General features: G+C 70.7%; 11 protein-coding genes. 7 read left to right on the top strand and 4 right to left on the bottom strand.

Annotation, left to right across the window (positions count from 1 at the left end; translation table 11 throughout):
• Positions 1 to 56: 56 nt before the first annotated feature.
• The gene (locus ACGFIR_RS13580; protein ID WP_393007719.1) at positions 57 to 518 is read right to left on the bottom strand and encodes a peroxiredoxin; all 462 of its coding nucleotides are present in this window, start codon (positions 516 to 518) and stop codon (positions 57 to 59) included.
• A gap of 93 nt (positions 519 to 611) precedes the next feature.
• Here ACGFIR_RS13580 and ACGFIR_RS13575 point away from each other — a divergent pair, with 93 nt between their 5' ends.
• The 5 genes from ACGFIR_RS13575 (at position 612) to ACGFIR_RS13555 (ending at position 5,866) form a co-directional block, all read left to right on the top strand.
• Positions 612 to 1,340: an SDR family oxidoreductase gene (locus ACGFIR_RS13575; RefSeq protein WP_393145070.1), complete on the top strand. Its 729-nt coding sequence runs from the start codon at positions 612 to 614 to the stop codon at positions 1,338 to 1,340.
• Between the two features lie 161 nt (positions 1,341 to 1,501).
• Positions 1,502 to 2,344, top strand: coding sequence for a hypothetical protein (locus ACGFIR_RS13570; RefSeq protein ID WP_393145068.1), 843 nt, complete (start codon positions 1,502 to 1,504; stop codon positions 2,342 to 2,344).
• Positions 2,345 to 2,529: 185 nt separating this feature from the next.
• Complete coding sequence (locus tag ACGFIR_RS13565) at positions 2,530 to 2,988, top strand: helix-turn-helix transcriptional regulator (protein ID WP_393145066.1); 459 nt, start codon at positions 2,530 to 2,532, stop codon at positions 2,986 to 2,988.
• Positions 2,985 to 3,395 carry a VOC family protein gene (locus tag ACGFIR_RS13560; protein ID WP_393007711.1) on the top strand — a complete coding sequence of 137 codons (411 nt, stop codon included), beginning with the start codon at positions 2,985 to 2,987 and terminating at the stop codon, positions 3,393 to 3,395. The genes ACGFIR_RS13565 and ACGFIR_RS13560 overlap by 4 nt, the downstream gene beginning before the upstream one ends.
• 80 nt (positions 3,396 to 3,475) lie before the next feature.
• On the top strand, positions 3,476 to 5,866 hold the full coding sequence (locus ACGFIR_RS13555; RefSeq protein WP_393145064.1) for an ATP-binding cassette domain-containing protein: 2,391 nt from the start codon (positions 3,476 to 3,478) through the stop codon (positions 5,864 to 5,866).
• A 577-nt stretch (positions 5,867 to 6,443) separates the two neighbouring features.
• Here the strand turns inward: ACGFIR_RS13555 and ACGFIR_RS13550 are convergent.
• Positions 6,444 to 7,037, bottom strand: a complete 594-nt coding sequence (locus ACGFIR_RS13550) for an AAA family ATPase (RefSeq protein ID WP_393145062.1) — start codon at positions 7,035 to 7,037, stop codon at positions 6,444 to 6,446.
• Positions 7,038 to 7,094: 57 nt separating this feature from the next.
• Between ACGFIR_RS13550 and ACGFIR_RS13545 the strand changes: the two genes are divergently transcribed.
• A complete protein-coding gene (locus ACGFIR_RS13545) occupies positions 7,095 to 8,105 on the top strand; it encodes a tyrosine-type recombinase/integrase (RefSeq protein WP_393007705.1) in 1,011 nt (336 codons plus the stop codon).
• A 152-nt stretch (positions 8,106 to 8,257) separates the two neighbouring features.
• Here ACGFIR_RS13545 and ACGFIR_RS13540 read toward each other — a convergent pair whose 3' ends face one another.
• Positions 8,258 to 9,124: a bifunctional 5,10-methylenetetrahydrofolate dehydrogenase/5,10-methenyltetrahydrofolate cyclohydrolase gene (locus ACGFIR_RS13540; RefSeq protein ID WP_393007703.1), complete on the bottom strand. Its 867-nt coding sequence runs from the start codon at positions 9,122 to 9,124 to the stop codon at positions 8,258 to 8,260.
• Between the two features lie 234 nt (positions 9,125 to 9,358).
• Here ACGFIR_RS13540 and ACGFIR_RS13535 point away from each other — a divergent pair, with 234 nt between their 5' ends.
• Positions 9,359 to 10,513 carry a glutamate--cysteine ligase gene (locus ACGFIR_RS13535; RefSeq protein WP_393145060.1) on the top strand — a complete coding sequence of 385 codons (1,155 nt, stop codon included), beginning with the start codon at positions 9,359 to 9,361 and terminating at the stop codon, positions 10,511 to 10,513.
• A 27-nt stretch (positions 10,514 to 10,540) separates the two neighbouring features.
• On the opposite strand, the gene ACGFIR_RS13530 is transcribed toward ACGFIR_RS13535, so the two are convergent.
• On the bottom strand, positions 10,541 to 12,118 hold the full coding sequence (locus ACGFIR_RS13530) for an NAD(P)-binding domain-containing protein (RefSeq protein WP_393145058.1): 1,578 nt from the start codon (positions 12,116 to 12,118) through the stop codon (positions 10,541 to 10,543).
• Positions 12,119 to 12,175 lie beyond the last annotated feature (57 nt).

Genomic DNA, 12,175 nt, shown 5'->3' with positions numbered 1-12,175 from the left:
TCGAACACCTGTTCAGCTGCCTGCCTTGATACCAGCCCGGCCCGACAACCGGAAGATCAACCCCCCAGCGCCCGCAACGCCGCGTCCGCGTGGTCGTTCATGTTCAGCTCACTGTGGACCACCTCGATGATCCGCCGGTCGGTGCCGATCACGAACGTCATCCGCCGCGTGCTCAACGCCCCCAACGGCAGCCGCCGCCGCACCCCGAACTGCTCCGCCACCGCACCGTCGACGTCCGACAGCAGCGGATAGTCGAACCCGTGCCGCCGGGAGAACTCCGCCTGCTTCGCCACCGGATCCCGGCTGACGCCCACCCGCACCGCACCCACCGCCGCGAACTCCGCCGCCAGATCCCGGAAGTGGCAACTCTCCGCCGTACAGCCCCGGGTCATCGCCGCCGGGTAGAAGAACAACACCACCGGCCCGGTGGCCAGGAACTCCGACAGCCGCCGCGGCGTACCCGTCTCGTCGGGCAACTCGAAATCCTGCACCACGTCCCCGACACCCACACCCGCCACCCTGCACCTCCGCCATCGACCACCAGTGGGCGAAGCGTATGCGATTCCCGCCCCGGTAACGTCAGCCCGTCACGCAGCAGGAAGGCCGACACCATGAACCCGGTCACCGTCATCACCGGCGGCAGTCGCGGCATCGGCGCCGCCACCGCCCGCCGCCTCGCCCACGCCGGACACCACGTCGCCTTCAGCTACCGGCGCGACCGCACCGCCGCCACCGCCGTGCTCGCCGACATCCACGCCACCGGCGTACGCGGCCTCGCCGTCCCCGCCGACACCCGCGACCCCGACCAGGTCACCGCCCTGTTCGACGCCGCCACCGCCCTCGGCCCCATCACCGGCCTGGTCAACAACGCCGGCGTCACCAGCCCCATCGGCGCCTTCGTCGACCTCGACCCGGCCGACCTGCGCCACGTCGTCGACGTCAACCTCATCGGCTACGTCCTCTGCGCCCAGCAGGCCGCCCGCCGCATGAGCCACGGCGGCGCCATCGTCAACGTCTCCTCCGTCGCCGCCACCCTCGGCAGCCCCGGCGAATACATCCACTACGCCGCCGTGAAAGCCGCCACCGACACCCTCACCACCGGCCTGGCCAAGGAACTCGCCCCCCGCGGCATCCGCGTCAACGCCGTCGCCCCCGGCATCATCCGCACCGACATCCACGCCCTCTCCGGCCAACCCGACCGACCCGACCGGGCCGCCGGCCGCATCCCACTGGGTCGCCCCGGCGAACCCGACGAGGTCGCCGGCGCCATCGCCTGGCTCCTCGGCCCCGACGCCACCTACACCACCGGCACCGTCCTCCGCGTCGCCGGCGGCCTCTGACCAACCAGCAGCCAGGACACCCCGCCACCCCCACCCACGCCAACGGCACCCTCGACCCGCTCACCCTGCTGGAACGCCTCACCGCGCTCGGCGACCACACACCCTGGCACTGGGACCTCACCCAGGCACTGCTGCGCCTGCCCCACGACACCGACGACACCGTGGCCGACAAGGCCGCCGCACTCGGCACCCCGGCAGGGGAGCGGCTCGCCACCTGGCTACGCACCGGCGGACTACCGCAACCACTCACGCGGGTCACCACCGTCACCCGACGCCCCCGCAAGAACGGCTACGACTGGGAGCACGACCAACTGCCCGCCAAGCGCGTCATGGTCGAGCTGCGCCCACCCGACGGACACGCCGACCCGTACGGGCTGCTGACCGCCGACCCCGCACCCATCAGCACGGAACAGTCCAACTGGATGAACCTGTGGCCGTCGATCCTGCCCGGGCACCGGGCCGTCGTCGCCGCGTACGCCCTGCCGACCGTGGCCGCCACCGCCGACATGGACCAACGCGACGGCGCGACCATCCTGCCCCTGCTCGCCGACAGCACCGGCCCCGGCGGGGCCGCCCTCGACCTCGCCCTGGCCTACGGCCTCGGCGCCCGCCACGGCACCGACCGCGTCGCCACCCTCGACGCCCTGCTCGCGCTCGCCGCAGCCGGGCAGCTCGACGCCACCGCGACGGGCCACCACCTGGGCCACCTGGTCGCCGCCCAACTGGTCAAGCTGTCCAGGGCACTCGAACCGCTGCGCGACGCCGCCCTCGCCGGCGCCCCGCTGACCGTGTGGCAACTGACCGCCGCCGCGCTACCGGCGCTCCTCGCCGCACCCCAACCCCCACGCGGCCTGCCCGACCTGCTGAGCCTGGCCGCCGAGACGGCCACCACCACCGGCATCCGCATCGACGTGCCCGGCCTGGCCGACGTCGCCCGCCGAGGCGGATCGAGCCGCCTCGTCACCGAGGCCCGACGCCTGCACCGCGCCCTCAACCCGGCATGACCCCCATCCGCCCGGGGGAGCGGCACCCGACCCGAGCCCGCCGCAGCCCGACAATCGCCGCAACGGAACTACCGACACCCCCGGGCACCACCCGACAGACGCCCGCCCGTACCCGCCACACCAACCGCGCCGACAGACCGCGAACCTCCTGGGCAACACCGGCACGGCATGGCACGATCCTGCACGTGACCAGCACCTCCGCCGCAGCCCAGCACCTGCGCGACCTCGCGCGGCTGCGCCGCGTACGCGACCGCATCGACCGCGAGTACGCCAAACCCCTCGACGTCGAGGCCCTCGCCCGGGGCGCGAACATGTCCGCCGGACACCTCAGCCGCCAGTTCCGCCTCGCCTACGGCGAATCACCGTACGCCTATCTCATGACCCGACGCATCGAACGCGCCATGGCCCTGCTGCGCCGCGGCGACCTCACCGTCACCGAAGTCTGCTTCGCGGTCGGCTGCTCCTCCCTGGGCACCTTCAGCACCCGCTTCGCCGAACTCGTCGGAGTCCCACCGAGCACCTACCGCGCCCGCACCGCCCACGCCACCGGGGAGATGCCCTCGTGCATCACCAGACAGGTGACCAGACCGATCAGGAATCGAGAAGCACGGCCCACCCAGCCGCAACTAGCCTCGTCAGCATGAACCTCACCATCCACAACGCCTTCCTCCCGCACACCGACGCCGACGCCGCCCTGACCTTCTACCGCGACACCCTCGGCTTCGAGGTCCGCAACGACGTCGGATACGACGGCATGCGCTGGCTCACCGTCGGCCCGCCCAACCAGCCCGGCACCGCCATCGTCCTGCACCCGCCGGCCGCCGACCCCGGCATCACCGACGCCGAGCGCCAGACCATCCTCGAACTCATCGCCAAGGGCAGCTACGGCGCCATCACCCTGGCCACCGACGACCTCGACGGCCTCTTCGACCGGCTCCAGGCCAGCGGCGCCGACGTCGTCCAGGAACCGACCGAGCAGCCGTACGGCGTGCGCGACTGCGCCTTCCGCGACCCCACGGGCAACCTGATCCGCATCAACGAACTGCGCTGAGCCGCCCACGACAGACACCAGCCAGGAAGACGCCCGACGGAGACCGCCGAGACGGCCCCCGCGCAACAGATGGAGACCCCATGAGCACGGCCACGAGGACACACACCCAGGCATCCGCCCCACACGTCGCCGACAGCCACGACCTGATCCGCGTACAGGGCGCCCGCGTGAACAACCTCAAGGACGTCAGCGTCGAGATCCCCAAGCGCCGACTCACCGTCTTCACCGGCGTCTCCGGCTCAGGCAAGAGCTCACTGGTGTTCGGCACCATCGCCGCCGAGTCACAACGAATGATCAACGAAACCTACAGCGCCTTCCTGCAGGGCTTCATGCCATCCCTCACCCGACCCGAAGTCGACCTGCTCGAAGGACTGACCACGGCGATCATCGTCGACCAGGAACGGATGGGCGCCAACCCACGCTCCACCGTCGGCACCGCCACCGACGCCAACGCCATGCTGCGCATCCTGTTCAGCCGACTCGGCCACCCCCACATCGGCTCACCCAACGCGTACTCCTTCAACATCCCCACCGTGACAGCCACCGGCGCGATCACCGTCGAACGCGGCGACAAGACCAAGGCCGAGAAGGCCACCTTCCACCGCCTCGGCGGCATGTGCCCCCGCTGCGAGGGCATGGGCACCGTCAACGACATCGACCTGACCGCCCTCTACGACGCCACCAAGTCACTCAACGAGGGCGCACTCACCATCCCCGGCTACAGCATGGACGGCTGGTACGGCCGCATCTTCCGCGGCTGCGGCTACTTCGACCCCGACAAGCCCATCAACAAGTTCACCAAGAAGGAACTGCACGACCTGCTCCACCGGGAACCCACCAAAATCAAGATCGACGGCATCAACCTGACGTACGCCGGCCTCATCCCGCAGATCCAGAAGTCCTTCCTCGCCAAGGACATCGACGCCCTACAGCCCCACATCCGGGCCTTCGTCGAGCGCGCCGTCACCTTCCAGACCTGCCCCGACTGCGACGGCACCCGCCTCAGCCCCGAAGCACGCTCGTCGAAGATCAAGGGCAAGAGCATCGCCGACCTCTGCGCCATGCAGATCAGCGACCTGGCCGCCTGGGTACGCGACCTCGACGAACCGTCCGTCGCGCCCCTGCTCAAGGGGCTGCGACACCTCCTCGACAGCTTCGAGGAGATCGGCCTCGGCTACCTCTCACTCGACCGCCCGTCAGGCACCCTCTCCGGGGGAGAGGCACAACGCACCAAGATGATCCGCCACCTCGGCTCGTCCCTCACCGACGTCACCTACGTCTTCGACGAGCCCACCATCGGCCTGCACCCACACGACATCGCACGAATGAACAACCTGCTCCTGCAACTGCGTGACAAGGGCAACACCGTCCTCGTCGTCGAACACAAACCCGAGACGATCACCATCGCCGACCACGTCGTCGACCTCGGCCCCGCAGCCGGCACCCAGGGCGGCACCGTCTGCTTCGAAGGCACCGTCGAGCAACTGCGGGGGAGCGGCACCGTCACCGGCCGACACCTCGACGACCGCGCCACCCTCAAGAAGACCGTACGCACACCCACCGACGCCCTGCAGGTCCGCGGCGCCAGCAAACACAACCTGCGCGACGTCGACGTCGACATCCCACTCGGCGTGCTCTGCGTCATCACCGGCGTCGCCGGCTCCGGCAAGAGTTCACTGATCCACGGCTCCGTCGCCGGCCGCGACGGCGTGGTCGTGATCGACCAGGGCGCCATCCGCGGCTCACGACGCAGCAACCCCGCGACGTACACCGGCCTGCTCGACCCGATCCGCAAGGCCTTCGCGAAGGCCAACGGCGTCAAACCCGCACGGTTCAGCGCCAACTCCGAGGGCGCCTGCCCCACCTGCAACGGCGCCGGCGTCATCTACACCGACCTGGGCGTCATGGCGACCGTCGAGACCACCTGCGAGGAGTGCGGAGGCAAACGGTTCCAGGCAGCCGTACTCGAATACACGCTGGGCGGCCGCAACATCGCCGAGGTCCTCGCCATGTCCGTCGCCGAGGCGGAGGAGTTCTTCGGCTCCGGCGAGGCACGCATCCCGGCGGCCCACACGATCCTGTCCCGCCTCGCCGACGTGGGCCTGGGCTACCTCAGCCTCGGCCAGCCGCTCACCACGCTCTCCGGCGGCGAACGGCAGCGCCTCAAGTTGGCCACCCACATGGCCGAGAAGGGCGGCGTCTACGTCCTCGACGAGCCGACCACCGGCCTGCACCTCGCCGACGTCGAGCAGCTGCTCGCCCTGCTCGACCGCCTCGTCGACGCCGGCAAGTCGGTCATCGTCATCGAGCACCACCAGGCGGTCATGGCGCACGCCGACTGGATCATCGACCTCGGCCCCGGCGCGGGCCACGACGGCGGCCGGATCGTCTTCGAGGGCACCCCCGCCGACCTCGTCGCCAAGCGGTCCACCCTCACCGGCGAGCACCTCGCCACCTACGTGGGCGCCTGACCCGACGCGACCAAGTCGGGCCATGGCGGGATTGGTCGGCATCCGCCGGTCCCGCCATGGCCCCGACTGGTCCTGACGTTCCAGCGGTGCAGTCCAGGGGAGTGCTCGTGGTGCCCCCGACAGCCGCGACCTGCAAGTCTGGGGGACCGCAGAGCACTCCGGGAACGTCCGATGTGACCACGTCACGGGCACCGTCGTCGGGGAGCAGCTCACGCTCACGATCGAATGGGACAACAACACCAAGGGCATCTACGTCTCTGACCCTCATCTGCACGACGGCATGGCCACCAGCTTCGGGGAGGGAATCATGAAAGGCCGAACCCACGACGAGCGGAACGAATCATCGGCGGCCACCTGGGAGGTGCATGATCGGGTGTTCAGGCGCCTGGACCACATGTAGCGACGCGGAAGCGGCCGACCCCGGCGCCGCCACGACCTTCGTCGTCAGGGCCGAGTATCCAGCCGAGCCCTCAGGCCCTGACGATCTCGTCATCGGTCAGCCCAGCCGCCTTGCGGGTCGACCGTCGCCAGCGCCCAGCCCTGTGAGCGGGCATTACAAGCAGTTCGATAATGCACATTATGTCAAGTAGATCGGATCGGGCACTCCCTCGGCCGGGTCGGACGGCAGGCCGGCGAAGCGGCGCAGGTGCGCCTCCACCAGCGCCACCCGCGTACGCACCGGCGCGGGCGGCACCACGACCAGACGGTGACCGTGCGCGCGGTAGACCTCCTCGTGCACGCGGGCGAACGCCAGCGACTCGGCGTAGCCGATCCGGCGGGCCGCGGTGGCCGTGACGAAGCCCAGCGGCTGGACCAGGAACACCTCGCGCTGGTAGGTGCCGTCCCGCAGCACCCGCTCCACCTCCTCGACGAGCACCCGCCCCGCCGGGCGGCCCTGATACCGCGCGAGGGCCAACGTGCACAGGGGCGACCGGTCGTGGACCTGCACCGACGCGTACGCCCCGGGCGCCTCGCGGCGCTCCCGCTGGAGCCGCGCCACCGCGTCGACGAAGCCCGCTTCCTGCCACGGCGCGGCGACGCCCCGCGCCTGCTGTGCGGTGATGATGTCGGTGGCCGCTTCGGCGACGACGGCCCACCCGCGCCGGCGCAGCTCGTCGACGATCGTCGTCTTCCCGGCCCCCGGTGCACCGGTCAGTACGAAGCGCCGCACGCCCTCCCCCTCTCCCGCCGTTGCCGGCGAACCCGAAATTCATGCATAATATCTCTTATGCATGACAAACAGGACGAATCGGTACAGCGGTGGATCGAAGAGTTCCTGACCGCCCGCGCCACCCGCAAGCCCTCCCCCCACACGTTGCAGGCGTACCGACGGGACCTGCACGCCGTCGCCGCGCTGGCGGGCGAGGTGAGCACCCCTCCCCTCCCCCTCGACGCGCTGCCCGTCGCCGCCCTCACTGCCCGTGTCATGCGTGCCGCGTTCGCCCGGTTCGCCGCGCCCCGGGCGGCGGCGTCGGTGCACCGCGCCTGGTCCACCTGGAACAACTTCTTCTCCTTCCTGGTCGCCGACGGGGTGGTCGCCGGCAACCCGATGCCGGCGGTCGGCCGGCCCCGGGCGCCGCTCCCCCAGCCCAAGCCGCTGCGGGGCGCCGACACCCCCGAGCGGCTGCTCGCCTCCGTGGCCCGCGACGACGGCCGGCAACGCGATCCGTGGCCGGAGCGCGACCTGGCGGTGCTGGCGTTGGCGCTCTGCGCGGGGCTGCGGCTGTCGGAGTTGCTGGCGCTACGGGTGGGATCGCTGGCGGGTCGCCCGGGTGAGCGGCGGGTCGACGTCGCGGGCAAGGGCGGCCGGCCCCGGGTGGTGCCGATCGAGCCGGAGCTTGACCGGGTGCTGGTGGGCTACCTGGACAGCCGGGTGCGCCGGTTCGGGTCGCGTACGGTGCGGCCGGACGCGCCGCTGCTGGTGGACCGTCGGGGCGAGCCGCTGCGCCGGGGCGGGTTGCAGTACCTGGTGGAGTCCTGCTACCGGCGGGCGGGCATCGGCGACCGGGTGCCGCGCGGAGCGCGGTTGCATGCGCTGCGGCACACCTTCGCGACGCGGTTGGCGGAGGACGGGGCGAGTGCGGCGGAGATCATGCGGCTGTTGGGGCACGCGTCGTTGGCGTCGTCGCAGACGTACATCGAGGTGACTGCGGGGCAGCAGCGCGAGGCGGTGCGGTCCAACCGCACCAATCGGGCGTTGGCGGGGTTGGTGCCGGCGGAGCGTGTCGCGCGGTCGTGAGGCCGCAGGTCGGCGGTTGCGGCGGCGTCGAGGGGCGCGGCACGGGACGTTCTGCGGGCGCGGTCGGCGTGTGTCGGCCTGCTCCGCCGCCGGGGTGCGGGCGGCGGAGCAGGCGAGGGCCGGCGGGGTGACTCGGCGTCGGGCCGGGATGGTCAGGGGTGGCCGGTGGCGCGGCGGGCGGCGTCGAGTGCGTTGCGGAAGAGCATGGCGACGGTGGTGGGGCCGACTCCGCCGACGCGGGGGGTGATGGCTCCGGCGACGTCGGCGCAGGATTCGTCGACGTCGGGTAGGAGGCGGCGGCCTTCGTAGCGGACTCCGCCGCCGATGACGACGGCGCCGGGGCGGATGTGTTCGGGTCGGATGATGCCGGGGACGCCGGCGGCGGCGATGAGGATGTCGGCGCGTCGGGTGTGGGTGGCCCAGTCGGGGACGCCGGTGTGTACGACGGTGACGGCGGCGTTGGCGGTGGGTCGTTTCTGGGTGAGCAGCAGGGCGAGGGGGCGGCCGAGGGTGGCGCCGCGGCCGAGGATGACGACGTCGCGGCCGGCTACGGGGATGTCGTGGTGGGCGAGCAGGGCTTCGATGCCGGCGGGTGTGCACGGCAGGGGTCCGGGCAGGCCGAGGGCGAGGCGTCCCATGTTGAGCGGGTGCATGCCGTCGACGTCGAGGTCGGGGTCCATGGTTTGCAGGGCCCGGTCGTAGTCGAGGTGGGCGGGGATGGGGTGTTGGATGAGCAGGCCGTGGACGTCGGGTGCGGTGTTGAAGTCGGCGATGGCGTGGTGCAGGTCGGCCTGGGTGGCGGTGGCGGGCAGGTGTACGTGGGGTGAGGTGAAGCCGAGTTCGGTGGCCTGGCGTTGTTTGATGCGGATGTAGCCGGCGCTGGCGTCGTCGTCGCCGACGAGGATGGTGGCGAGGCCGGGGGTGGTGCCGGCGGCGCGTAGTGCGCTGACGCCGGCGGCGACGTCGGTGAGGATGCGTTCGGCGACGGGGGTGCCGGGCAGGAGTCGGGCGGTGGGCATGGTGCTCCTCTGCCGGCGGGGCCCAGGGCGGTCGACCTCCGCGCGTGGAGCTCCCCGATGGTTTGGTGTCCATCCTCTGGCCGCCAGTCGCGTCTGGGGTCAGCTTGCCACAGGTGTGGGTGGGTGTGGTGGCCGCGGTTGCGTGTGACGGATTGACTGTGGGTGTCCCGTTGGTCACTGGTCCGGGCTACCCTGTCGGCCTGTTCGTGTCGAGGCGTGGTGCGGGTGTCGTGAGTGGAGGTCGTGGTGCCGGTGCAGGGTGGTGGGGATGGTGTGGTGTCGGTTCCCCGGTTGGGGGTGGAGGAGGAGTTTCTGCTGGTTGATCCGGTGAGTCGGGGTGTGGTGGCGGGGGCGGACGCGGTGGTGGGTCGGGCGGTGCAGCGGTTGGGTTCGCGGGTGTCGGGTGAGATCACGACGTTGCATGTGGAGACCAGGACGGATCCGACGTCGTCGGTGCGGGGGTTGTTGGCGCAGTTGGTCGAGGCTCGTCGGGTGGTGGCGGAGTGTGCGGCGGCGGAGGGGTTGCGGATCGTGGCGACCGGTACGCCGGTGTTGGCGGGGGCGGTGTCGCCGCCGGTGCGGCGGGGGCCACGGCCGGATCGGGGTACGGCGACGTTTCGGGGGTTGCACGACGAGTTGGCGATTTGTGCGGTGCACGTGCATGTGGAGTTGCCGGATCGGGAGCGGGCGTTGCTGGTGAGTAATCATCTGCGGGCGTATCTACCGTTGTTGATCGCGTTGACGGCGAATTCGCCGTTCTGGGAGGGGCGGGATTCGGGTTATGCGAGTTGGCGGTCGATGATCTGGCCGAGGTGGCCGGTGGCGGGGCCGCCGCCTCGGTTCACGTCGGTGGGGCACTACGAGCGGGTGGTGGAGATGTTGTCGGCGGCGGGGGCGATCGTGGATGCGGGGACGTTGTTCTGGGACATCCGGCCGTCGGTGACGCATCCGACGTTGGAGGTGCGGGTGGCGGATGTGCCGGTGTCGGCGCAGGAGTCGGCGTTGGTGGCGGCGGTGGTGCGGGCGTTGGTGGTGCGGGCGTTGGAGGCGGTGGATCGGGGTGATCATGGTCCGGAGGTTGCCGGGGAGTGGTTGCGGGCGGCGTACTGGCGGGCGGCGCGGGATGGTGTGGAGGGGTCGTTGCTGGAGGCGGGTTCGGGGCGGTTGCGTCCGGCGCGGGAGGTGCTGGGTGAGTTGGTGCAGTGGTTGGGGCCGGTGTTGCGGGCGTGTGGGGACGAGGAGTTGGTGCGGGGTTGGTCGCAGCGGTTGCTGGTGGCGGGTAGCGGTGCGGTGCGGCAGCGGGCGGCGGCGGGTCGGCGGGGTCGGTTGACGGATGTGGTGGATTTTCTGGTGGCGCAGACGGTGGTGGATGAGCGGCAGCCGGCGTAGGTGGGTGGGGGCTGTCGCTGGTCGGGGTCAGCGGTCGCGGTGCAGTTCCCGGGTGAAGAAGTCGCGCAGGGGTGTCACGTGGCGTTCGGGGCGGTGCCATTCGGCGAGCAGGTCTTCGAGCAGGTGCAGTTCCTCGATGAGGGTGTCGCCGTGGTAGCGGCGGATGACGGGGTGGATGAAGGCGCTTTCGGCGGCGCGGTCGGGTTGGGGGTGGCGTTCGATGGCGAAGACGTCGCCGTGGTCGTCGCGGCCCCAGCGTAGGCCGACGGTGTAGTAGTGCGGGTGGTCGCGGAAGCGGGCGCGGATGTGGTCCTCGGGCAGGTCGATGTAGTGGCGTAGCTGCCCGTGTGGGTCGACGACGAGGGCGTCGCAGAGGAATTCGAACTGGGTCCACAGTGCGGAGCTCCAGTTGACGCGGTCGAGGACGAGGGTGGTGAGGGTGTCGGCGTCGGGGGCGACGAGGGTGTGTGGCAGGGGTACGCCGTCGTAGCGTTCGCGTAGCAGGGCGGTGAGGGTTCGCAGGTTATAGCGGAAGCCGTCGATGAAGGCGGAGGAGGCCTTCTTGAAGTCGCGGTCCTGGGCGAGGGTGCCGGCGAAGTAGAGGCCGTCGATGTTGGTGGACTGCCAGTCGCTGGTGGTGGTGGGCATGCGGCCGCTGGGGACCATGTCGGGTCGGCAGGTGGGGTCGAACGGTGTGGTGTCCATGGTGAAGCCGGTGCAGCGGAGGACGGTTTCGTATTCCATGACGGCGGTTTCGCCGTCGGCGTGGGTGTAGGTGAGGTGTACCTGGTAGCGGTTGTCGAGGGGGCGGATGTCGTCGATGACGCAGTCGAGTACGGAGTGCAGGGTCTTGAACTGGTAGCTGTCGAGGACGGCGCCGTGGTGGCCGCGGACGTCGCCGGGGTGTTTGGTGTTCCACGCGAGGCGTAGTGGGCGGGGGCTGGCGAGGTGGATCATGGCGGCGTGGTCGAGGAGCGCTGAGGCGGTTTCGAAGGCGGAGTTGCCCTTGCCGAGGATGAGGATGCGTTGCCCGGCGTAGGTGGCGGGGTCGGTGTGCATGTCCTCGTAGCCGGTGGCGTGTTCGATGCCGCGGATGTCGGGGATGTTGGGGCGGCCCCAGCCGGTGGCGACGATGAGGCAGTGGCAGTGCAGGACGTGTTCGGGGGTGTGGATGAGGAAGCCGTCGTCGAGGCGTTCGATGCGCTGGGCGGGGGTGTCGAAGCGTACGGCGAGTTGGTGGTAGCGCTGGAAGTCGGTGAGGTAGCGCACCATGTCGTCGGCGTGGGGGAAGTATTCGCTGCTGTATTTGGCGAAGGGCAGGTCGGCGGGTTCGTGCAGCAGGGAGTTCCAGTCCCAGCGCAGCCGGATCTCGGGGTCGGTGCTGGTGGTGTGGACCTTGTTGAGGGAGATGAGCCGGCGGTGTCGGGGGAAGTGGCGGAAGAACTGGGCTGGCGCGGGGGCGCGTTCGAGGGTGACGTAGTCGCAGCCGGCCTGTTGGAGGTAGTAGCTGAGTTGGAGGCCGGCTGGTCCGGCTCCGATGATGACGTACCGGTGGTGTTCGGTGGCGTGGTGGTGGCTCGTCGGGCCTGGGGTGGATGCCGTCACGCCAGAGACCTTTGCCGATGCGGGCGGGCGGTGTCAACGCTGGGTGGGGTGACGGTG

Origin of the sequence: Micromonospora sp. NPDC049051 (assembly GCF_043197575.1) — a bacterium.
GTDB lineage: Bacteria > Actinomycetota > Actinomycetes > Mycobacteriales > Micromonosporaceae > Micromonospora.
This window is presented reverse-complemented; position numbering and strand designations above follow the sequence as displayed.

Bases quoted from the DNA above. Each gene is read 5' to 3' on its own strand.
- ACGFIR_RS13575 (WP_393145070.1), top strand. From the start codon at position 612: ATGAACCCGGTCACCGTCATCACCGGCGGCAGTCGCGGCATCGGCGCC.
- ACGFIR_RS13560 (WP_393007711.1), top strand. From the start codon at position 2,985: ATGAACCTCACCATCCACAACGCCTTCCTCCCGCACACCGACGCCGAC.
- ACGFIR_RS13555 (WP_393145064.1), top strand. From the start codon at position 3,476: ATGAGCACGGCCACGAGGACACACACCCAGGCATCCGCCCCACACGTC.
- ACGFIR_RS13545 (WP_393007705.1), top strand. From the start codon at position 7,095: ATGCATGACAAACAGGACGAATCGGTACAGCGGTGGATCGAAGAGTTC.
- ACGFIR_RS13540 (WP_393007703.1), bottom strand. From the start codon at position 9,124: ATGCCCACCGCCCGACTCCTGCCCGGCACCCCCGTCGCCGAACGCATC.